Here is a 22,841-nt window from a genome sequence, read left to right as displayed (position 1 = left end):
TGCCGGCACGGCAAGGTTCTGCCGGAACGCAAAAAGTTTTTAAAGGTTTCTTCGGTTCTGCCGTTAACAGGATATAAACTCGAGTAAGCGCCGCAAACGTTTGGCGCATCAGGCAAGCAGGTATTGATATGTCAGTTGACTTCAATGGAATTGGCCCCGGCCAGGTCAACACCCAGAGAACCACGGCCGACAAGGGCGCTGGCGCTCAGAGCAGCCAGCCGGCGACCAATGAGCAGGCAAAAACCCAGTCCCAGGGTGCCCGGGGTGAAAACGTTAGCCTGAGCAGTCAGGCGAGGAATCTAAAACAGCTCGAACAGAAGCTGGGTGATTATCCTGAGATGGATGATGACCGTATTGAGCAGATCCGGTCCGCCCTCGAAAACGGGACCTACAAAATTGACGCCGAGAAACTGGCCCAGAAAATGCTTGAGATGGATGAAAGCATTTTCGGGTGAGTAAATCATGGCAGCAATCGATGATCTGAAGACTCTTCTATCCCAGGATGTCAGCCAGCTGGACACACTCGCTGACATCCTCGGCAGGGAAAAAACCTGTCTTGCCACCTCCGATCTGGAGGCTCTGAATGAATTGACCAGAGAGAAAAACGATCTTCTCGGGGCCATTCGTGAGCGGGCAAAACAGAAAATCCGGACACTGGTTCAGATGGGATATCACCCCGAGAGCGGTGAGCCCTCCCGCTTTATTCGGAGCGCAGGTCTTTCCGATCTGTTTCAGCTTTGGCAGGAAGCGGACCAGAAACTGCGAGCCTGTCAGACCCTGAACCAGAACAACGGGCGAGTGATCACCCACCTGCAAAAGCGCCTGACCCGACTGACTGACATCTTCCGTGGTGCCAATGGCCAGCAGAAGCTCTACGGAGCACGCGGAGAGCACACGACAGTTTCAAGCCGGACAGTGCTCGCCAGCGCCTGAAACCACGCTGGCCACTGCCCCATAACCACTTTTACCGGGTGTAGATGGTCATCGTGGAGTCCGGATGAAACCGGATATCGTGGATGCTTACGTTGCCCATTGAGGGCCCCTGACTTCCGGTGACACGAATATTGTCCATGCGAATTTCTTCGATACGCTCGGGAAATGCCAGCATCAGCGCTCCATCGTCTCGCACCGCGTACCGGGGCTCCCCTTCCCGGTAGTGAACGCCCGAAACGGTAAAGTCCGATTCCAGGAAGTTCAGAACCGGCACGAAGATATTTGCCGTCAGTTTCAGCCCTTCAATAACATCAGCCGCCGGGCTTCCTCCCGTGCTGTCGCCACCGGTCGGGTTCTCTGCCATCGCCCCGACCAGTCCGATCCGGTCAAGCAGGGTCGGATCACCCTGCCCCGATACGGCCGCCAGTTCGGTTTCGGTCAGGGGAGCAAGATTCCCCCTTTGATAAAGTTCGCCAGTTTCCATCCCCGATTGAGAGGCGTCTGTAGTGTTACTGGCCGCAAAGGTCACCAGCGGCTGGAACGGAAGCGTGACCATGGTCACCAGGGCTGCCGCGTTACGATAGCGGGACTGGTGCTTGAGAACCCGGTGAAGTTCCTTTTCCGTGAGCCAGCCGGCCTGGATGAACACTTCCCCAAGACGCTGGCCGGTTTCGTGCTGAACTTTCAGGCCCTCTTCCACCTGGCCTTCAGACAGATAGCCACGATTAACCAATAATCGCCCAAGGCGTGATTTTTCTTCAAATCCCTGACGGATTCTCACCCAGTTTCTCCTTATTGAACCGTGAAAACCGTACAACACTGCCCGGCGAATGAGATGCAGCCTTTCCTGCACCTGAAAAGATTAGCGGATCACAATCAAATGTGCGTGGATACAGTCCCCGTTTTACAATCACGTTCTGATAAGATCACGCACCGGAAAACAGAATTCATTGAATTGTCGCAGGAAAAGCCCCTGCGAATTACACAGAGAGCGGCCGAAAATGACAAATCTGGTAAAACCCGTGAAAAGTGTGACTCCCGTCCTGTTAATGCTTCTCTCATTGCTTTTGCCGGCGGGCACTACGCTTGCCCAGAGCAGTGGCCAACCAGCCGATGGACCGCTTCCGAAAGTGCGGATGGTGACCAGTGAAGGTGCCCTTGAACTGCAGTTCCGCCCTGACGTTGCCCCGGAAACCGTCGCCAATTTTCTGGACTACGCGCAAGCCGGATTCTTCGACGGCACCATCTTTCACCGGGTAATTCCCGGCTTCATGATCCAGGGTGGTGGATTTACCGAAGACCTCTCCCGTAAACCGACCCGCGCCCCTGTCAAGAACGAGGCCATACCCACGCTTCCCAATCTCCGTGGAACCATTGCCATGGCCCGGACCAGCTCACCGGATTCCGCTACTTCACAGTTCTTCATCAACCTGTCGGACAACGACTTCCTCAATGCGGGCGTTCGCGGCCCTGGCTATGCCGTCTTCGGCAAGGTAACCGAGGGCATGGGTGTTGTTGATGCTATCGCCCGTAAACAGACCACCCGGAAGCGGGGCATGGCAGATGTTCCGGTTGAACCGGTGATCATTGAGACGGTCACCGTGCTGGATACTGCTGACTGACACCATGAGCTCGCCACTGCTGCCTCCCGGGATCGAACCTGCAGAACTGGCCTGGCGCGATGGCGTGCCGGAGTCTGTCCGGTTTGGTGATGTCTACTTCAACCGTGACAACGGGCTGGAGGAAGCCCGCCATGTGTTTCTTCAGCACAATAATTTGCCCGAGCGGTTCGCCCATGTTGACGAAAGCGGCCACTTTGTCATCGCGGAGAACGGTTTCGGTACCGGCCTGAATTTTCTGGCATCGTGGCAGGCTTGGCAGAACCACGGGCCGATGCAGGGAGCGACACTCCACTTTGTATCGGTCGAACGATTCCCACTGACCCGGGCGGATCTCACCCGCGCACTGGCGCTGTGGCCTGAGTTGCAACCACTGGCCCGGGAGCTCATTGAAAAATATCCGCCACTGGTACGGGGCGTCCACCGCCTGGTACTAGCAGAGGGGCGCGTCCGCCTCACCCTCTATTTCGGCGACATCAACGAGGCCTGGCAATCTCTCGATTTTCTTGCCGACGCCTGGTTTATGGACGGCTTTGCCCCTGCCCGCAATCCGGCCATGTGGCAGGACGAAACGATTGAACAGGTCCGCGCCCACAGTAAGCCTGGCACTACCCTGGCGACCTTTTCCTCCGTTGGCAGGATACGTCGCGCCCTGGCCGAAGCCGGATTCGACGTGCAGAAGACGCCCGGCTTTGGTCGCAAGCGAGACATGCTCCGGGGCGTGTTACCGGCAGATGGACAAACTAACGGAAACAGGCCGGTTTCCATTGCAGTCGTCGGGGCGGGCATTGCGGGGTGCACTCTGGCAAGAAACCTGGCCGAACGCGGTTTCCCGGTAACCCTGATTGATTCTGCCAAAGGGCCAGGCACTGAAGCCTCTGGCAATGTTCAGGGTGCCATGTACGTGAAGCTTGGCGTCGAATTCAATGATCAGACCGAACTGGCATTACAGGCGTTGACCTATGCCCAGCGGTTCTACGAAACCTGGCGCGGAGAATACTGGCACCCGACGGGCCTGCTCCAGCTCGCCCAGACACCCCAGGAAGCAGACCGGCAACACCGGTTCCTCCAGCGCAACCATTACCCACGGGAAATTCTGTACCCAGTGAACAGAGAGCAAGCCAGCGAGCTCGCCGGTGTGCCCACGGAATCTGGCGCCCTCTGGTTCCCCGGCAGTGGTTGGCTTGAGCCAAAGCGGCTATGCCAGGCTCTGGCCGACCACCCTGGGATAACCCGTACGTGGGATGTCACTGTGAACCGGTTACTGCCCTGCAACGGCAAATGGCACATCTCAGGTGCTGACGGAACGACCATTGTTGCCGACCGAGCGGTTATCTGCGCTGGACACGTCAGCGCCGGACTCATTCCGGTCAAAGGGGAATTCCGACTTAAAAGCATTCGCGGCCAGGTAACGCACCTGCCGAAAGCTAGCCTCCACAATCCGAAAGTGGTCATTTGTGGCAACCGGTATATGAACCCTGCCCTGGGGCAAATCGCCGTAACCGGAGCTACCTTTGATCTGCATGATGCTAACCCCTTACCCACGACCGAGAGCCATCAGGAAAATATTCGCCAACTCACCGCAATGCTGCCAGCCATTCTGGAGCAAAAATCTGCGGAAAAACTGGACGTCTCCAGGCTGGACGGACGGGTTGCCTTTCGTTGCACAACCCACGACTACCAGCCCGTGGCAGGCCCGGTTTTTAATGGGCGGGACGATGAACTTGGGGACCTGTTTTTGCTGACAGGCCTCGGCAGCAAAGGCTTGACCTACGCTCCCTTGCTGGCCGAATACCTGGCCGACCAGCTGACGGGGCAGCCCGCGTGTCTGCCGGTGAGGCTCATGCGGCGCCTGGAAACCAGACGCCTGTACCAGGCGGATGTGGTGATTTCGTAATAAACTTGGTCTGGAGATAACGGTCTGACTGCCGATAACCAACTATGGCACGGTGTTGTCAGGGAGAAAATATATGTCCATTTTTGTCAGCGAACCCGGCCGCCCGGTCGGAACCCGGCTACCGGAAGCCTTCCGGGCCCGGCGCGTGGGCGACGTCACAGAGCTGACAGAAACCCGGGCCATTAATCCTGGCCGAAGTGAGGCAACGGACTCGGAATTTCAGCTCGCCGCCAATGCTGGCAAGCACAGAGCCCTTGAGGAATATGGCGCTGCCGCCGCCGGAGAGCACCGGGAAGAACGCCCTTACCTTCCGGTGTCGAGAATTTCTTCTCCTTCGCTCTATTCAGTGCCGGCTGATGCAACCATTTCCGAAGCGTTATCGATGATGGACGAGCACCAGGTTCACCATCTTGTAATTATGTCGGGAGATAACGTTGCGGGCCTTGTGGATCTTCGCTGGCTGCTTGGTTGGCTCCACGAAAATGAAGCCAGTGCGATGAGCGAAAGCCTGCTGCATATCGAACTTCCCGCTTTCCTCACCGCTTCACCGGAGACAGACGCCCATCAGCTTGCGAGGCTGATGCTCGCTCACCAGCTGAATGCGGCCCTGGTCGTTAACGCGAAGGGCGCGGCCGCCGGTATCGTAACCAGTACCGACTATCTTCGCCTGTACGCTAACGTAGGCCGGCACGAGGGAACTGTCTAGCCCACCTGTCCGGCCATTTCCTGTGCGGCTAATTCAGAGGCGTCAGAAGTTCGCCTTCAGGGCTGAATAACAACACGAACCAGTCGCTACCCACCCGGGACAGGGCAACCACCTCGTCGTCCCGGAAATTCTCCAGATCCAGAATTTCCGAGTCATCCTGGTCAAGCTGGTAGCGCCAGTTATTCCTGAAGGTAGTGCCTTCGGCGTCACTGTCTGTCTCCGGAACTAGCGAAACCCGAGCCGCAATGCCCTGAGCCGTGCCGGAAACAACACCATTGCTGGCAAAATCGCCATCCGTGAAACCGGCAACAACCATGTCACCATCAAACCCGGAAAGTCCCGAGAGCCGCACGTTCGCCTGATCGCTCCCATCATTGAGGGAAAATGCCCTTGCTGGGGCGCCAATGGCGGAGTAACCAAGGAGGAAACCGGCGGTGCTGGACAGCGGATCCCTCTCAAGAACGGGCTCCTCCTCTTCCTGCTCCAGGACCGAGTAAAGACCATCACTGCTGCCAATCAGCCACAGGGTGCTGGCAAAAAACAGCCCACCAGAGACGGACTCGTCACCTTCTGTGCCGACCTGATGGACATTGAGCTCAGCGTCCGCACCGGAGGTATTGTAGAAAAAAGCATCAACACCTCCGATAACCGGAGCTCCTTCCACCGAGCCGGCCGCGGAGCCGAACAGCAGCGGAGTCACTGAATCGGCGCTGCCCCCGGCAACATTGTCGTCGGCTGCGGATCCGGCCTGGCGGGTCCAGGCCACAGCAGGAAGCTGGCTGTTGCCGTCGAGCTCAGTGTCGATCCGCTGAAGAAAACTGTCCCGGCCACCCGATGCCTGCTGACCATCGAAAACCCCATTGGTTTCGCCCGCCAGCAACACATAGCCGGTGTCCCTGTTGATTGCGGCCCAACGGGCCTGGTCGTCTGCAGCGGTGCCGGTACGGATGCTCCAGGTTGGAACATACTCGCCGCCATTGCTGGCAGCATCAAACCAGTAGAGAGACGTCAGTATATCCGTTGCCCCGAGCGCGGCTGTCCCGGCAACCGCCTGAGCGGTACTGTAGGCAACCACGAACTCGAAACGATCGACTTTGGTGTTGCCCTGGGTAACCTTACGCTGAACAATGTTGATCACAGGATCCGGTGTCACCAGGCTGTCGCCGGCGGCGGACACGTCTACCTGCTGCAACTGAACTCCGCCTTGATCGAAAATCCGTACGAGCACCCTGTCGTTATCCTGACGATTATAGCCTGCTACAAACATGCGTCCTTCCTGGCCCATAGCCATGTCCGTGGCCACAAAGCCATCGCTGCTATTCAGGGCAAGAGGTGTTGTCAGTTCATTGAGACTGACCCGGATCAGGTTGTCGCTTTCACCCCGGGCATAATCCTCCCGGCCCGCCTGAAAGTCCTGATTGACGCCCAACAGAATGAACCTGTCACTGAAGGCGGGGTTTGAATAGCCCGCCGCAGGAACGCGGATCCGGAACGCCACCTCATCCGTCCCGTTCGGGAAAACCAGTTCATCGTTTTCAACCCAGGTACCGTCTTCCAGGCGCTCAATTACGAACTCGGTACCAAGCCTGGCTGTGGAATCTTCGGTGTGGGTCAGTTTGGCGAAAATATCCCGATCACGCTCTCCGGAGAGTCTGGCCACATACTCCCGCACATCGCCCACATTAAGGGTATCCCTGGAGCCGCCGTTGACGGTCTCAATTGAAAGCACCGGCTCGTTGTCCTGAATCGACAGGTTTGCAACCACGCCGCCGTTGCCACTGCCCAGGCCAGCCAGCCCGGAGCGCACCTCAGTCAATGCCAGCCTGAGAGACTCAGCGGGCTCGGGGAAGCTGTCTTCAACAACCTCCAGGGGAAGGTAGCACTCGGTAATACCTGGCTCGATCGTGATGACTCCACGGGTAAAGAAACCCTCCTCATCCAGCTCATAGTCGATGTAGCTGAGCTCATTTTCTCCGGACTCGTCCCTCGGCACGAGACTATTGCTTCCAAGCCCGACAATATCCTTGCCCAGGGTGGCATCGCCAGCATTGGAATTGCTCTGCTCACAATTCTGGTGCGGGGGCGAAAAGCCGACGTCGCAACTGGTCGGGTCATAATCCGACTGTAGTTCAAAGGCAACTGCAACCCGGGTGACGGAGGGTTGGTCCAGACTCACCTTCACGAAGACCCTGCGTGTTGGCAGCGTTAGCTCGCGGGTGTCGGATACGGAACCGTCATCGTTATACAGGTTCACCGTGAAACGGTGTTCGCCCTCTGCCTCGAGGTCCGGCAAGGCACACTGCTCCCGGTTGCTATCGGGAATTTCGGGGCTTTCACCTTCGGTAAAGGGCTCAGATGTCAGGGACATCACGTTGTATTTAACATCAATCTCAAAGGGCTGAACGCCCGACATCTGCCCGTCTGTTGTCACCAGGTTGATGCCTTCGGTTTTGCCAAGATCCGCGTCGCCCCGGTTGCCACCCGTTAAACCCGGAACGCCCCGCATGATAATACCCTGCCGGGCCTTGTTGCTGGTGTCTTCCAGGGCCAGCCAGGAAGGCGCGTTGGTCAGCGAGTAATCGAGAATATCCTCCCCCCCGTAGGCGCCGAAATTGTAGGAATACTCCACTCCCAGATAGGCAACCACCGGGGGCGCGCCCAGAACCGTAGGTTGATCGGCGTCTTTCTCGGTTTTACAGGCGGAGAGCCCCAAAAAAAGCAGACCGAGAATGGCTGTGCGAAAGACGGGATGAATGCGGGAGTAAAAATCGGCGCCCATGAAAAAATCCGTTTAAAACGTTGTTGTTATGGCTGCGACGACCGATGGCAACACCGGACGATTTACACACCGTTACAGAACAACGCCATGGTAGCCAATTTAATGTTCAGGGGATCTGCGCGAGTTCTCAGATTCAGCTAGCCCGGTTCCAGGCCATGTTCTTTCAACAACGCCAGCAAACCCGCTTCATCCAGGACCGGCACTTCCAGCTGCTCGGCCTTGGCCAGTTTGGAACCAGCTGCTTCACCGGCCACTACACAGGATGTTTTTTTCGATACGCTTCCGGCGACCTTGGCGCCGAGGGACTCCAGTCGTTCTTTGGCCTCATCCCGGGTCATTTCCGAGAGCGTACCGGTTAGCACCCAGGTCTGGCCTTTGAGGGGCTGATCGCGCTGCTGTACCTGTTCTTCCTGCCACTTCACGCCCGCTTCCCGGAGCGCATCCAGCGTCTCCCGGTTGTGGGTCTGCTCAAAGAAACTCCGAATATGGCCCGCCACAATGGGACCGACATCCGGAACCGTCTGCAGGGTCTCCTCGTCTGCAGCGGCAATGGCTTCGAAGGTTCCAAAATGGGAAGCCAGGGATTTTGCGGTCGCCTCTCCGACCTCCCGGATGCCGAGCGCATACAGGAACCGCCAGAGCATAGGGTTTCTGGCGCGGTCGATGGCTTCCACCAGATTCGAAGCGGATTTCTCGCCCATTCGTTCCAGGCGTGTCAGGTCGTCGGTGGTCAGGTGGTAAAGGTCGGCAACGGTCTCAACCATACCCTGATCGACCAGAATATCGATCCACTTGTCCCCTAACCCTTCAATATCCATTGCCTTGCGGGAGGCGTAATGGCGGATTGCTTCTTTGCACTGTGCCGGGCAGAACAGACCGCCGGAACAACGGGCCACAGCCTCCCCTTCTATCTGGATAACGTCAGAATCACACACCGGACATGTGGCGGGTAGCTCAACCCGCCGGGCGTTGGCCGGCCTCTTTTCCGTAACAACCTTGACCACCTGGGGAATAACATCTCCAGCCCTGCGGATAAATACGGTGTCGCCGATGTGAACGTCGAGACGGCGGATTTCGTCCATGTTGTGCAGGGTGGCATTGCTTACTGTGACACCGCCTACAAATACTGGCTTCAACCGCGCCACTGGAGTCACCGCACCGGTCCGGCCAACCTGGAATTCAACGTCCTCTATGACAGTCAACTCCTCCTGGGCGGGGAATTTATGGGCAATGGCCCAACGCGGTGCCCGGGACACAAACCCCAGCGCTTTCTGCTGGTCCAGACGATTGACCTTGAACACAATGCCGTCAATTTCGTAGGGCAAGGTGCCCCGTTTTTCCATCAGTTCGTTATAGGCCTCAAGGCATTCATCCACACCCTGCGCCTTGCGCATCTCCGGATTGATCCGGAACCCCCAGCTGCGGACTCGCTGAAGACCATCCCACTGGGTCTCTGGAAGCAGGCTTTCGTCCGTAACCGCCACACTGTAGGCGCACATTTCCAGCGGGCGCCTGGCGGTGACCGTGGATTTTTTCTGTCTCAGGCTGCCAGCCGCGGCATTTCGGGGATTTACAAAGGTTTTCTCGCCGCGGGCGGCAAGCCGGCGATTGAGTTGCTCAAAGCCTTCCCGGGGCATGTACACTTCACCCCGCACCTCGACAAGTTCCGGCACATTGTCACCACGCAGTTTGAGCGGAACCGACGGAATGGTCCGGATGTTGGCCGTGATGTCTTCACCAGAATAGCCGTCACCACGGGTTGCGGCGGTTGTCAGCGAGCCATTTTCGTAGTGCAGGCTGACTGCAAGCCCGTCCAGCTTGGGCTCACAGACGTATTCCACTTCCCCAGTGACACCCAGTCGATCCCGCACTCGCCGGTCGAAATCCCGGAGTTCCTCCTCACTGAAGGCGTTGTCGAGAGACAGCATGGGCAACCTGTGAACCACTTCCTCGAAACTGGTTTCCGCGGCACTGCCAACCCGGCGGGTGGGTGAATTATCCGAGGCCAGCTCCGGATAGTCCGCCTCCAGCTGCTGTAATTCCCGGAACAGGCGATCATATTCGGCATCCGGAATACGGGGATCGTCGAGGACGTAATAATGGTAATTGTGGTCGTCGATAACCGAACGGAGTTCTTCTACACGCTGGATGATCTCGGGCGTGGCTTTGCTCATGGACTGGCACTCTCGTCTGTCAAAAAAATGCCCGGATCAAACCGGGCATTACTCAGTCTTGTTTCGTCTGGCTTCAGACCCGTTGGGAACGCTGTTTGCGCTCAAACTCCCGGATCCGTTGGCGGCAGTGCTCAATGGTCTGCGGGGTCATCACACTCCGACGCTCATCCTTCAGTTCTCCCCCCAGGTTACGAACCACGCACTGGGCGGTCTCAAGCATGAAATCGAAGGCCTGCAGCGCACTGGACGGCCCGGGCATACTCATGAAGAAACTGATGCCCGGGGTCGCCATTGCCGGCATGTCCCGGGGTTTGAACGTTCCGGGCTCCACGGCATTGGCAACACTGAACTGGACCGGGCTAGTGGTATCGGACTGTTCATGACGGTGGTAAATGTCCAAGTCGCCATACTCAAGACCGCAGGCTTCAAACAGCTTTTTCAGCGCCGGCCCCTTGAACTCCTCGCCATTCCGGGCAAGCACATTGATAACCACCACTTCCCTGGCCTCCGGGCGATTGGCTCCCGCCAGGGGCTGGCCAGTGCCGGGGCGGGAAGATTCACGCCTGGCCGTGTCTTCTTCCACTTCCGTGGTGACGGTCGGCGGCACCGCTTCGGCGTCACCCGATCTGCCTTCCGTCTCACCTGCGGCGGTATCCGGCTCGGAGAGCTGTTCTGAAGGAATTACCCTCGATTCTCCGATTATCTCATCATACGGCTCAATCTCATCCTCTGTGGCGCCCCAACCGGAATCCTGCTCCATCCCGGCGGGCTCGTGGTCGAAGGACTCTTGGCTGGACAGCCCGTAATCCGGATCAGTGCCGGACGAGTCGTCTTTGGACTCAGGCGCAGCACTCTGGTCTGGAGATCTGTTAGTAGCAGCGGTTACGGGGCGTGTCGGCTTGGGCTTTGGCGAGCCGAACCGGCTTGATTTTTCAGGTTTGACATAGCCACGCTCTTCCAGAGTATCCCGGGAAATGGTTCGTGCCCCGCCATTCGGCAACTCGGGATTGAATTCGTCATCCAACGGCGAATCCTTGAGCTCATCTGCGCCCATTCCCGATGAAATCGCCATGGATTCCTTTCGGGCACGCCGCATCCGGCGGACTCCGTCAATAACAATGGCGATGATAACCAGGGTACCGATGGCAATTAACCATTCCCTAAGTGACATAGTGCTGCTGTCCTGTTTGCAAATCCCGTAACATTGTTACTCTAAGAAAAGCCCGTAATGAATACAACGCACACCCGGGCCAGATGGCCGTTTTGTCATGCTTGCCGGTTTTCAACCCAGCCGGTCTCAGGCCTCCGCCAGGGCTGCGGCCTCGTCCACATCCACAGATACCAACCGTGAACAGCCCGGCTCATGCATGGTCACACCCATAAGCTGGTCGGCCATTTCCATGGCAATCTTATTGTGGGTAATGTAGATGAACTGGACTTGTTTCGACATCTCTTTAACCATATTGGCGTAGCGGCCAACGTTGGCATCATCCAGCGGGGCGTCCACCTCGTCCAGCATACAGAAAGGCGCCGGGTTCAGCTGGAAAATGGAGAACACCAGCGCGATGGCCGTCAGCGCCTTTTCGCCACCGGATAACAGATGAATGGTGCTGTTCTTCTTGCCCGGAGGGCGGGCCATGATCGCCACACCGGTCTCCAGCAAATCTTCACCGGTGAGCTCCAGATAAGCGTTACCACCACCAAAGACCTTCGGGAACAGGGCCTGGAGCCCATTATTGACCTGATCAAAGGTTTCCTTGAAGCGCTGCCGGGTCTCCCGGTCAATCTTGCGAATGGCCGTATCCAACGTTTCCAGTGCTTCCATCAGGTCTTCATGCTGCGAATCCAGGTAGGTTTTCCGTTCGCTCTGAATCTGGTATTCCTCGATAGCAGCGAGGTTGATGGCACCAAGGCGCTGTATCCGGTTGCCGATGCGTTCGAGCTCTTCCGCCCAGTCCTTCTCGTTGGCCCCCTCCGGTAACTGCGGCAGGATGTCCTGCAGCTTCACATCCAGCTCCCCGAGCTGGTCGATGTGATTGCCGGAACGGATTTCCAGGGCCTGGGATTCCATTTTCAGCTTCTCAAGCCGGGACCGGACATCCTGGATTCGGTGGTCAGTGCCGCTTCGGCCCTGCTCCTTTTCCCGCACTTCCCGGTCGATCTCCTCAAGAGCATCACGAGCCGCACCAAGCTTTTCCTCTTCCGCCAGTCGCCGGTCCAGCAGGCCTTCGAGCTGCATCTGGAGATCCTCAATCGGCTCCTCGGCACTCTCCCGGGATTCCCGCAGGATCTCCAGGCGCTCGTCAATGCGTTCCTTCTGCAACTGCATCCGTTCGATGGTCTGCCGAAGGCCTTCCCGCTGGCTATGAAGTGATTGCAACTGGAGCTGCAACTGATGGGCATGGTCGCGATCATGCCGTGCTTCCTGCCGGAGGCGGTCCAGGTTTTCACGGAGACTGTCCCGCTGCTCCAGCAGTCGCTCCTTTTCTTCGTCACTGTCTTCCGTGGACGCCAGGGCCTGCTGCCATTCCTCACGGGCCTCCTGCAGGCTCTCCTGCTGGCCTTCAAGGCTCTCGGCAACGTCCGAGATGTCTTCCCGGATTCGTTGCAGGCGGGCGTCAATCTGTTCGGCACGGGCGCGCAGCCCGCTGACCCGCGAGGACAGCGCACTCAGTTCCCTTTCCGCCTCACTCAGTCGGGTCTGGGCCTCATCCCGCGCCAATTCGGAACGTTCAGCACGTTCCTGGAGACTGTCCATTCGCTCGCTCGCGGATTCCAGGGTTTCCTCGGCCTCGGCCAGTTGCGAACCCAATTCCGTGACTTTCTTCTGCCGCTCGATAACACCAACCTGACCGGCATCCGAATCCGGCATCAGCACCCAGTCACGGGCAACCCAGACTCCCTCAGGGGTGATCACACTCTGGCCATCCTTCAGGCCGGATCGCATGCCCATGGCATCTGAGAGGGTCTCAACGGCATTAATACCCCGGAGCAATGCGGAAACCGCGGGTACCCCTGAAACCTTCGCCGCCAACCCAGCGTCCGTACCAACGGCAAAAGTTTCGGAGCCAACGAGGGCAAGGCCTCTCGGTGCATCTCTCAATGCCGGTGCGAGCTGATCGATATCCGGCAGGCATAAACCCTGGGTAAACCGCCCGATCACCTGCTCAACTGCAAACTCCCAGCCATCGTCAATCTGCAATTGACTGGCGACACGGGGCATATCGCTCAAAGAATTTTCTGACAGCCAGGTTTGCAGGACGTCGTCCTGGGATCCCATCTGCTCATCCAGCAGCGCCTGCTGCGATTCCAGGGACGCCCGCAGGCTCTGGACCCGTTGGCGCTCTTCAGACACGGATTGCTCAGCATCGCGCTGATTCTGGCGGGCTTCATAGAGCTCATCCTGAATTCCGGCGATCCGTTCGGCGGCCTCTTCCCGCTGCAGCTCAAGGGTTTCTTGCTGTTCCAGCAGTTCTTCCAGCTCAGCCCGGTCCATCTGGCCGTCCAGCAACTCCTGCTCGTCCTGAAGTTTGCGCTGGCGATTCAGCAATTGCTCAATGGCATCCTCGAGGGAACGGATCCGGGACTGGGCCAGCTCGGCCTGACGGCGGGCATCCGAGGAGCGGGCACTGAAATCTTCCCATTGGTGCTGCCAGTCGCCCATTGCATCTTCCGCCTGCTGCAATTTCTCGCCGGATTCCTCCGAACGCACGGCGAGCGCTTCCTGTTCAGGCTCCACCATGTCCAGCTCTTCCTGGATGCCAGCCAATTTGTCTTCGTCCTGCTCCAATTCCCTGGCCAGTTCACGCTGGTTCGTCAGGGCCTGGTCAAGCTCCGTGGCCATCTGGCGGCTGCGTTCCCTTTGGTGCTCGAGGCTTTGTTCAATACGGGCGATATCGGCGCCAGCCTCATAATACCGGGCCTGGGCACGATTGAAGTGTTCGGTTCGGTCCTGGTGGCTGTCTCGCAGGGATTCCAGCGATGTTTCCAGGCTGACCCGCTCGGTCAGATACTTTTCCAACTCAAGTTCGGTGTCACGGATTTTGCCCCGCCAGGCCTGGAGGTCATTATCCAGGGATTGCCAGCGGAGAACCGTCAGCTCGGCCTTTTTCTGGCGCTCCTCATGCTTGTATGCCTTGTACTTTTCCGCTGCAGCGGCCTGGCGCTCAAGGTGCTGCAGTTGACGGCCAAGCTCTTCACGCAGATCGGTAAGACGCTCCAGGTTCTCCTGGGTCCTGCGGATCCGGTTTTCGGTTTCCCGGCGACGTTCCTTGTACTTCGAAATGCCGGCCGCTTCCTCGATGTAGATTCGGAGCTCCTCGGGCTTTGCCTCAATCAGACGGGATATCATGCCCTGCTCGATGATGGCGTAACTACGCGGCCCGAGGCCGGTACCGAGGAACAGATCGGTAATATCCCGCCGCCGGCACTTGGAACCGTTCAGAAAATATTCGGACTGGCCTTCACGGGACACCCTGCGGCGAACCGAAATTTCATTGAACCGGACAAATTCACCGGGTGCGGAGCCATCGCTGTTATCAAACACCAGCTCAATCGCGGCCTGACCCACGGGCTTCCGGGCGCTGGACCCGTTGAAGATGACGTCGGTCATCGACTCGCCGCGGAGGTACTTGGCAGAGCTTTCGCCCATAACCCAGCGAACCGCGTCGATAATATTTGATTTGCCACACCCGTTGGGCCCGACGACGGCGGTCATGTTCGATGGAAACGGCACGGTCGTCGGATCGACAAACGATTTGAAGCCAGACAGTTTGATGGACTTCAGACGCATATCAGGCGTTCTCCTCCTGTCGGAGAATGGTCAGGACCTGCTGTCGCTGATGTTCTCCGAACGCCTGGATAGCTGTCTGTAAGCGCTCCGCATCGTCACTTACCGCTGCGTCTGCCAATTGCCGGAAGAAGGTCGCCGTTTCCCCGATTTCATCCCGGAAATGTTCGAGAGCCACAAAATAGGTGCGACTGATGGCGGGACGGAAATTTTCGAGGGTTTCCTCAAGAAACGGGTTATCAACCAGACCATAAGCATAGCGCATGACACCGAAACCGGCCCCAATCACTTGCTCGGCCGCGTCTGAACTGGTGGCATTCAGGGCGTCAATGACCGCCTGCAGTTCGCGCACCTGCCCCATGACCCCGCCAAGCTCCTTGCCGGACCAGCGCTCCAGAACCTTGCGTCCAAGCATGCACAACAGATCAATGTATATATCGTAAAGGCTGTTGACGCTTTCGGGGGTGAGACTTGAGACCACCGCTCCCCGGCGGGGAAAGATCTCTATAAGGTGACGTCTCTCGAGAATGAGTAACGCCTCGCGGACTGAACCGCGGCTAACGTTTAGCTCCCCCGCCACTTTCAGCTCCTGGATGCGCTCTCCAGGTTTGAGATCTCGCGTGATAATCCGCTGCCCAAGGTGCTGGGCAATTTGTTCGGATAGACTTTCCGGGGCCTGAAACCTCATAAAGTTAGTCGCTCACTTCTGCAGACGGCTCAATTACAAGCGCAGAAGTTTACCACACGCTCTCTTCAGCCCCATCCCCTTGTCTGACATTTTGCTAAGGCGCTGAAGAATCAGCGGCAAAACGCTGCCGGTTTTTTGACGACGGTGTTCGCACCCGGCCCAACCCCCTGAAGTAAAATCTCGAAACCGGCCCTTACCTATTGTTTTTATGGTTTTTTATTTCTTCCGGAATGGTTTCTGCAAAATGGCAATCAGTGCACTATAAACTTCTGCGACAGAGTGAGCTGTAGTGAAAAACATACCGTCAATCCACAAGTCCAGTTCCCAGCCCCAGAAACTGGCGGCGCTGCGCCAGGCTCACCAGGATTGGAATAATACCCCGGATGTCCTCACCAGGCTGACCCGTCGCCTGTCCACCACACTGTCACTGGAACAGCACCTGGCGATTCTGGCCGAAGAACTGGGGGCGATTGTGCCCTTTGACACGCTTAATTACCGTCATCAAATCGGGAAGCAGGATTTTGTCTACACCACCGGCATGGGCGGTCCCCACCGATGCGAATACCGGTTGAGCCTTGAGGGCGTGAATTACGGGATTCTGGTTTTGCACCGCAAGCAGCGGTTCTCCGAGCAGGAGCTTGCGGGTGTCGAGATGATTCTCAGTGCCGCTATCTGCCCGATTCGGAATGCCTGCCAGTTCATTGCCATAGAGCAGGCCTCATTGACCGACTCACTGACCGGCATCCCCAACAAGCGGGCAATGGTCGACGCCTTGCAACGTGCCAGCCTGTTATCCGAACGACATGGTGAGCCCTATTCTCTCATTCTGTGCGATCTGGACCATTTCAAAGCCGTCAACGACACCCACGGACATGTGGTCGGCGATCACCTGCTCCAGATTGCAGCCGCTGAGCTTGAGAAGGCCGTACGAACGTCCGACAGTGTTTACCGGTTTGGCGGCGAGGAATTCGCTATTCTGCTTCCCCACACTCCGGAGCAGGACGCCAAAGATGTCGCCGACCGTATTCGGTCAGCTATCGCGGGCATTCGGATAGACGCGGGAGAGAAAGAGCTGAACATAACCACAAGCTGTGGCGTAGCAACCTTCCTGCCAAAGGAATCGTCTCAGGAATGGCTGGCTCGGGCCGATGAGGCACTTTACCGCGCCAAACACCAGGGCCGGAACTGCACCCGGGTGTTTGCCACTATTTCCTGAGCATCAGCTACGGGGCGTTTTGCTCCGTGGCCGATCGGATTTTGACACTCGACTGGCGGGTTTGGCCGGCCTGGTATCGCTGACTGCCCATTTGTTGCCTGGCGTCTTCTTGCCGGATCGCCCCGGACTCTTCCGGCGCTGGCGATCATGGGCAGCCTTCTCATCCGGAGTCTTCTGTGGAATATCAACGGAACCGAGCCCGACGCTGCGGCTGAGGATATCTACGGCTTTCTGGTCGAGCTCCTCCCACTTGCCCACTGTCAGGCGACTTGGCAGGAAAACCGGTCCGTAGCGGACTCGCTTCAATCGACTGACCCGAACGCCCTGTGATTCCCAGAGCCGACGAACTTCCCGGTTACGTCCTTCCAGCAAGGTGACGTGAAACCAGCGGTTCATGCCACTACCACCCGCCGGCGAAAGGTCGGTGAACTTTGCCATACCATCTTCGAGCAAAACGCCCTGAAGCAGGCGCTCAATCATTGCATCATCCACTTCCCCGAAAATCCGCACTGCGTACTCCCGGTCTATCTGGTTTGAGGGATGCATCAGCCGATTGGCAAGCTCTCCGTCGGTGGTGAAAAGCACCAGGCCAGTTGTGTTGATGTCGAGCCGGCCGATGGAAATCCAGCGGTGCTCCTTCAGTCGTGGCAGGCGATCAAATACCGTCGGCCTGCCCTCAGGATCCTTACGGGTATTAACTTCTCCTTCAGGCTTATTGTAGATCAGCACACGGCGTAGCACTTCCGAAGCGCCGGAAACCTCAAGGCGTTTACCATCAAGCTCAAATCGGTCTTCCACGGTGGCTTTCTGGCCCGGAGCCACGGCCAGGCCGTTTACTGTAAGCCGGCCGGCTTCCATCCAGCCTTCAATTTCCCGGCGTGAACCGATACCTGCCCGGGCAAGTAGCTTCTGGATCCGCTCGGGACCATCGTGGGTCACTCTGTCCACGGGCCTGGCTGAATCTTTCGCCGGTCTGGCTGAGTCTTTCGCCTTTCTGGCTGGTTTTTCGGGGCGTTCTGCCGCCATGAAATCAATCCTTAGTCTCTGACTGATACCCGAATGGCATCAGTGAAGTGTCTGGCCCGGAGAATTATCATCGTTCTCCGCAGTGGGCGATTCAAATTCGATCTCAGCCTGTATGTTCTTTTCGATTTCCCGGCCTATTTCTTCAAGATCCCGGACCTCAGACAGAGGCGGCATCTGATCCAGTCCCGCCAGGTTGAAGTAGTCCAGAAACTGTTTGGTCGTCGCGTACATGGCAGGCCGGCCGGGAACATCACGATGGCCGACAACGCGCACCCACTCTCGCTCAAGCAGTGTACGAATGATATTGCTGCTTACCGTAACACCACGGATATCCTCGATTTCGCCCCGGGTAATCGGCTGCCGATAGGCGATCAGCGCCAGGGTTTCCAGCAATGCGCGGGAGTATCGCTGGGGCTTTTCCTCGAACAGGCGGCCAACCCAGGGAGCGTATTCCTGCCGAACCTGAAGACGGTAACCACTGGCCACCTTTTTCAACTCGAACCCACGGCCCTCGCAGGCGTTTTCCAGAAGCACCATCACGTGTTCCATAACCTGCCGGGCCGGCCGCTCGTCCTCAGAAAACAGTTCCCGCAGTTGATCAAGAGACAACGGTTTGCCCGCGGCCAGCAAGGCGGCTTCGGCAATGGCCTGGATTCTCAGCAGATGTTCTTCGTTCATGATGATTATCCGTGTTTCCGTGCTTTCAACCGTGGCCGGTGCGCTAACTCACCGCCCGGGCGCGCATATGAATCGGCCCCAGGACTTCTCCCTGCACCACCTCGATCAGCTGCTCTTTCACCAACTCCAGTGTGGCCAGGAACGTGACGACCACACCAAGTCGACCCTCTTCCACGGTGAACAGGCTTTCGAACGTCACAAAGCGGTCATCCTGCAGAGCAGACAGAATTGCGGACATACGCTCACGGGTCGACAACCGCTCCCGTTCCACATGGTGGCTGGTAAACAGGTCCGCCCGCCTCAGTACACCCTGCAGTGCAAGCAGCATCTCCCGCAAATCGACATCGGGATGGGGCTGGCTTGAGGGCATGCTTGGCAAAGCCGCAGAGGCGGCAAAGTTGTCCCGTTCCAGACGGGGCATCTGGTCAATATCCTCGGCAGCCTGCTTGAACCGCTCATACTGCTGCAGCCGGCGAATCAGCTCAGCCCGCGGATCAACCTCGTCCTCGTCGTCACTCTCCTGCCGGGGCAATAACATTCTGGACTTGATCTCTGCCAGGGTGGCCGCCATCACCAGGTATTCTGCAGCCAGCTCGAAGCGCATGGCTTCCACGGCGCCGATATAGTCCATGTACTGCCGGGTGATCTCGCTAACGTCGATATCCAGAATGTTCATGTTCTGGCGGCGAATGAGGTAAAGCAGAAGATCCAAAGGCCCTTCGAAGGCCTCCAGAAAAACAGCCAGGGCATCCGGCGGGATATAGAGATCCTTGGGAAGATCCACAACCGGCTTGCCAGAAACCCGGGCCAGCGGCGACGGCTCGGCTGTCGCTTCCTGCCCTTCGGGCGCTACCGCGTCTGTGGATTCTTCCGTCATAATCTCTCCCTCCGGACCGGAGCCACACTGTGCAGCACCGGATCGCCGGCCTGTAGGATTCAGCGGTAATGTAGACCCATGGCTGCCCGGACTTCCTCGAGGGTGTCTCGGGCGGCATCACGGGCATGCTCACGGCCTTCCTGCAGGATCGAATGGACCAGATCCGGGTTGCCCTCATACTCACGCGCTCGTTCATGCAAAGGCCGCTGCTCCTCGACAATAGCGTCGATCAACGGCTTCTTGCAGTCCAGGCAACCAATACCGGCGCTCCGGCAGCCGGTCTGTACCCATTCCTGGGTATCGGCGTCCGAATAGATCTTGTGCATACCCCAGACAGGGCACTTCTCGGGCTCACCGGGATCGGTGCGGCGAACCCGCTGGGGATCAGTCTGCATGGTCCGAACCTTCTGGGCCACACTGTCCGGCTCTTCACGCAAACCGATGTAGTTGTTGTAGGACTTGGACATTTTCTGACCATCCAGCCCTGGCAACTTGGATTCCGGCGTCAGCAACGGCTGCGGTTCGGGCAGAATTACCTTGCCACCACCCTCAATGTAGCCATACAGGCGCTCGCGATCACCCAGGGAGATATTCTGCTGTTCTTTCAGCAACGCCCTGGCGGTTTCCAGGGCTTCCATATCGCCCTCTTCCTGATAGCGTTTCTTGAGGCTGCGATACAGTTTGGCGTTCTTCTTGCCCATCTTGACGATGGCACCTTCCGCCTGCTCCTCAAACCCCGGCTCACGACCGTAGATGTGGTTGAAACGGCGGGCAATTTCACGGGTGATTTCGACATGGGAAACCTGATCAGCGCCCACAGGCACCTTGCCTGCACGGTAAACCAGGATATCGGCACTTTGCAGCAGCGGATAGCCCAGGAATCCGTAGGTAGCCAGATCTTTTTCCCGCAATTTTTCCTGCTGATCCTTGAAAGTGGGGATCCGCTCCAGCCACCCGAGCGGGGTAATCATGGACAGCAGCAAATGCAGTTCAGCGTGCTCGGGCACCTGGGACTGGATGAACATGGTTGACGATCCGGGGTTCACTCCCGCCGCCAGCCAGTCGATGACCATGTCCCACACACTCTGCTCAATTCCCGAGGGATCGTCGTAGTTCGTGGTTAGCGCATGCCAGTCCGCCACGAAAAAGAAGCACTCGAATTCGTGCTGGAGTTTCACCCAGTTTTTCAGCACACCGTGGTAGTGGCCAAGGTGAAGCTTGCCGGTCGGACGCATACCGGACAAAACCCTTTGCTGGGAATCTACAGAACTCAAAGCACGAACTCCTTATTTGGTATCGGAAACGCCATCATAATTCAGGCGACCCGGCATTATAAATAAAAAACCCCCGCTCTGCAGGGCAGAAACGGGGGTATTTACTGAAAGAAGGCCAGCTTACCAGCCAGTGACTTCCTTCAGGGCCTTGCCGATCTCGGCCAGACTGCGCACAGTGCGCACACCGGCGTCTTCCAGAGCCGCAAACTTTTCGTCTGCAGTACCCTTACCACCGGAAATAATGGCGCCAGCATGGCCCATACGCTTGCCCGGAGGCGCAGTGACACCAGCGATGTAGGAAACCACCGGCTTGGTGACATTCTGCTTGATGTAGGCCGCAGCTTCTTCCTCGGCGGTACCGCCGATCTCGCCGATCATCACAATGGCTTCAGTCTCGGGATCTTCCTGAAGCAGGGCCAGGATGTCGATAAAGTTGGAGCCCGGGATCGGGTCACCACCGATACCGATACAGGTGGACTGACCGTAACCGAAGTCAGTGGTCTGCTTGACCGCTTCGTAAGTCAGGGTGCCTGAACGGGACACGATACCAACCTTGCCCTTCTTGTGGATGTGGCCAGGCATGATGCCGATCTTGCACTCGTCCGGAGTGATAACACCCGGGCAGTTGGGACCGATCATGCGAACGCCCTTGCGATCCACGTATTCCTTGGCGTAGAGCATATCGATGGTCGGGATACCTTCAGTGATACAGACGATCAGCTGAATGCCGGCATCCGCCGCTTCGATAATGGCGTCTTTACAGAACGGCGCCGGAACGTAGATAACGGTCGCCTCTGCACCGGTTTTCTCAACCGCTTCACGAACGGTGTTGAACACCGGAAGACCCAGATGCTCAGTGCCGCCCTTGCCGGGGCTGACGCCACCAACCATCTTGGTGCCGTAGGCGATGGCCTGCTCTGAGTGGAAGGTGCCCTGCGCGCCGGTAAAGCCCTGACAGATAACCTTGGTGTCTTTGTTGATCAGGATGCTCATTATTTACCCCCTGCGGCTTTAACGACTTGCTCTGCCGCATTCGACAGACTGGTGGCGGCAATGATGTTCAGGCCACTATCGGCGAGTACCTTGATGCCTGTTTCGGCGTTGTTGCCTTCCAGACGAACAACCACAGGAACCTTGACGCCCACCTCCTTGACGGCACCGATAATGCCCTCTGCGATCATGTCGCAGCGAACGATACCACCGAAGATGTTGACCAGAACCGCCTGGACATTGTCGTCAGACAGGATGATCTTGAACGCTTCGGAAACGCGCTCTTTGGTAGCACCGCCCCCTACGTCCAGAAAGTTGGCCGGCCGTCCACCGGACAGCTTGATGATGTCCATGGTACCCATGGCCAGACCCGCGCCGTTAACCATACAACCGATGTTGCCTTCCAGGGCGACATAGTTGAGCTCCCACTTGGCCGCTTCCGCTTCACGGGAATCTTCCTGGGACGGATCGTGCATGTCGTGGATTTTCTTCTGGCGGTACAGGGCATTGCCGTCGACGCCGAGCTTGGCGTCCAGGCAGTGCAGGTCACCAGCCGGCGTGATCACCAGCGGGTTGATCTCAACCAGTGCCAGATCGCACTCTTCGAACAGCTTGGCAAGACCCAGGAAGATCTTGGTGAACTGTCCGATCTGCTTGCCTTCGAGGCCCAGCTTGAACGCCAACTCACGGCCCTGGTAAGGCTGCGCGCCGACCAGCGGATCGATTTCCGCTTTCAGGATCTTCTCGGGGGTTTCCTCGGCAACCTTCTCGATCTCAACACCGCCTTCGGTGGAGGCCATGAACACGATACGACGGGTGCCACGATCCACAACGGCGCCCAGGTAGAGTTCCTGGTCGATGTCAGTGAGGGATTCAACCAGAATCTTGCTGACCGGCTGGCCATTTTCATCAGTCTGGTAGGTTACCAGCTTCTTGCCCAGCCACTTCTCGGCAAACTCACGGATCTCTTCTTTGCTCTTGACCAGCTTTACACCGCCGGCCTTACCACGGCCACCTGCGTGAACCTGAGCCTTGACCACCCATGCGTCACCGCCGATTTCACCAGCTGCGTCGACAGCTTCTTTCGGAGTATCACAGGCAATGCCCTTGGATACTGGCAGGCCATATTCAGCGAAAAGCTGTTTGCCCTGATATTCGTGCAAATTCATAGTTAATGTCCCGAATTAAAAAATTC

The 22,841-nt window shown here is 57.6% G+C and carries 18 protein-coding genes; 6 read left to right on the top strand and 12 right to left on the bottom strand.

Annotated elements, in window-relative coordinates; genetic code table 11:
* The first annotated feature begins 128 nt into the window (after window positions 1–128).
* On the top strand, window positions 129–455 hold the full coding sequence (gene flgM / locus CLH62_RS18675) for a flagellar biosynthesis anti-sigma factor FlgM (protein ID WP_099619709.1): 327 nt from the start codon (window positions 129–131) through the stop codon (window positions 453–455).
* A 7-nt stretch (window positions 456–462) separates the two neighbouring features.
* Window positions 463–933: a flagella synthesis protein FlgN gene (locus CLH62_RS18670; RefSeq protein WP_099619708.1), complete on the top strand. Its 471-nt coding sequence runs from the start codon at window positions 463–465 to the stop codon at window positions 931–933.
* Window positions 934–964: 31 nt separating this feature from the next.
* Here the strand turns inward: CLH62_RS18670 and CLH62_RS18665 are convergent, their stop codons facing one another.
* Window positions 965–1,714 carry a cyclic di-GMP-binding domain-containing protein, MshE-related gene (locus CLH62_RS18665; protein ID WP_099619707.1) on the bottom strand — a complete coding sequence of 250 codons (750 nt, stop codon included), beginning with the start codon at window positions 1,712–1,714 and terminating at the stop codon, window positions 965–967.
* Window positions 1,715–1,934: 220 nt separating this feature from the next.
* On the opposite strand from CLH62_RS18665, the gene CLH62_RS18660 reads away from it, so the two are divergent.
* From CLH62_RS18660 to CLH62_RS18650, 3 genes are all read left to right on the top strand, one after another.
* Window positions 1,935–2,555, top strand: coding sequence for a peptidylprolyl isomerase (locus CLH62_RS18660; protein WP_099619706.1), 621 nt, complete (start codon window positions 1,935–1,937; stop codon window positions 2,553–2,555).
* Between the two features lie 4 nt (window positions 2,556–2,559).
* Window positions 2,560–4,449: a bifunctional tRNA (5-methylaminomethyl-2-thiouridine)(34)-methyltransferase MnmC2/FAD-dependent 5-carboxymethylaminomethyl-2-thiouridine(34) oxidoreductase MnmC1 gene (mnmC, locus tag CLH62_RS18655; protein ID WP_099619705.1), complete on the top strand. Its 1,890-nt coding sequence runs from the start codon at window positions 2,560–2,562 to the stop codon at window positions 4,447–4,449.
* A 73-nt stretch (window positions 4,450–4,522) separates the two neighbouring features.
* Window positions 4,523–5,155, top strand: coding sequence for a CBS domain-containing protein (locus CLH62_RS18650; RefSeq protein ID WP_099619704.1), 633 nt, complete (start codon window positions 4,523–4,525; stop codon window positions 5,153–5,155).
* A 28-nt stretch (window positions 5,156–5,183) separates the two neighbouring features.
* Here the strand turns inward: CLH62_RS18650 and CLH62_RS18645 are convergent, their stop codons facing one another.
* The 5 genes from CLH62_RS18645 to CLH62_RS18625 all read right to left on the bottom strand — a co-directional run bounded on the left by CLH62_RS18645 (window position 5,184) and on the right by CLH62_RS18625 (window position 15,585).
* A complete protein-coding gene (locus tag CLH62_RS18645) occupies window positions 5,184–7,934 on the bottom strand; it encodes a hypothetical protein (protein WP_099619703.1) in 2,751 nt (916 codons plus the stop codon).
* Window positions 7,935–8,071: 137 nt separating this feature from the next.
* A complete protein-coding gene (gene ligA, locus CLH62_RS18640; protein WP_099619702.1) occupies window positions 8,072–10,108 on the bottom strand; it encodes an NAD-dependent DNA ligase LigA in 2,037 nt (678 codons plus the stop codon).
* 73 nt (window positions 10,109–10,181) lie between these two features.
* On the bottom strand, window positions 10,182–11,279 hold the full coding sequence (gene zipA / locus CLH62_RS18635) for a cell division protein ZipA (protein ID WP_099619701.1): 1,098 nt from the start codon (window positions 11,277–11,279) through the stop codon (window positions 10,182–10,184).
* A 126-nt stretch (window positions 11,280–11,405) separates the two neighbouring features.
* Window positions 11,406–14,900, bottom strand: coding sequence for a chromosome segregation protein SMC (gene smc, locus CLH62_RS18630; protein WP_099619700.1), 3,495 nt, complete (start codon window positions 14,898–14,900; stop codon window positions 11,406–11,408).
* A gap of 1 nt (window position 14,901) precedes the next feature.
* Window positions 14,902–15,585, bottom strand: coding sequence for a GntR family transcriptional regulator (locus tag CLH62_RS18625; protein ID WP_099619699.1), 684 nt, complete (start codon window positions 15,583–15,585; stop codon window positions 14,902–14,904).
* Between the two features lie 289 nt (window positions 15,586–15,874).
* On the opposite strand from CLH62_RS18625, the gene CLH62_RS18620 reads away from it, so the two are divergent.
* Window positions 15,875–16,801 (top strand): GGDEF domain-containing protein, encoded by a 927-nt coding sequence (locus CLH62_RS18620; protein WP_099619698.1) that lies wholly within the window; start codon window positions 15,875–15,877, stop codon window positions 16,799–16,801.
* Between the two features lie 3 nt (window positions 16,802–16,804).
* On the opposite strand, the gene rluB is transcribed toward CLH62_RS18620, so the two are convergent.
* The 6 genes from rluB to sucC form a co-directional block, all read right to left on the bottom strand.
* Window positions 16,805–17,827, bottom strand: coding sequence for a 23S rRNA pseudouridine(2605) synthase RluB (gene rluB, locus CLH62_RS18615; RefSeq protein WP_099619697.1), 1,023 nt, complete (start codon window positions 17,825–17,827; stop codon window positions 16,805–16,807).
* 39 nt (window positions 17,828–17,866) lie between these two features.
* Entirely contained in the window at window positions 17,867–18,505 is a 639-nt protein-coding gene (gene scpB, locus CLH62_RS18610; protein WP_099619696.1) for an SMC-Scp complex subunit ScpB, read from the bottom strand.
* 43 nt (window positions 18,506–18,548) lie between these two features.
* Window positions 18,549–19,382 carry a segregation and condensation protein A gene (locus CLH62_RS18605; RefSeq protein ID WP_099619695.1) on the bottom strand — a complete coding sequence of 278 codons (834 nt, stop codon included), beginning with the start codon at window positions 19,380–19,382 and terminating at the stop codon, window positions 18,549–18,551.
* A gap of 59 nt (window positions 19,383–19,441) precedes the next feature.
* Window positions 19,442–20,656, bottom strand: coding sequence for a tryptophan--tRNA ligase (locus CLH62_RS18600; protein WP_099619694.1), 1,215 nt, complete (start codon window positions 20,654–20,656; stop codon window positions 19,442–19,444).
* A 120-nt stretch (window positions 20,657–20,776) separates the two neighbouring features.
* Window positions 20,777–21,649 carry a succinate--CoA ligase subunit alpha gene (sucD, locus tag CLH62_RS18595; RefSeq protein ID WP_099619693.1) on the bottom strand — a complete coding sequence of 291 codons (873 nt, stop codon included), beginning with the start codon at window positions 21,647–21,649 and terminating at the stop codon, window positions 20,777–20,779.
* Window positions 21,649–22,815 (bottom strand): ADP-forming succinate--CoA ligase subunit beta, encoded by a 1,167-nt coding sequence (sucC, locus tag CLH62_RS18590; RefSeq protein WP_099619692.1) that lies wholly within the window; start codon window positions 22,813–22,815, stop codon window positions 21,649–21,651. Before sucC ends, sucD begins: the two co-directional genes overlap by 1 nt.
* Between the last annotated feature and the right edge of the window lie 26 nt (window positions 22,816–22,841).

This window comes from Marinobacter guineae (genome assembly GCF_002744735.1).
Classification (GTDB): Bacteria; Pseudomonadota; Gammaproteobacteria; order Pseudomonadales; family Oleiphilaceae; genus Marinobacter; species Marinobacter guineae.
This window is presented reverse-complemented; position numbering and strand designations above follow the sequence as displayed.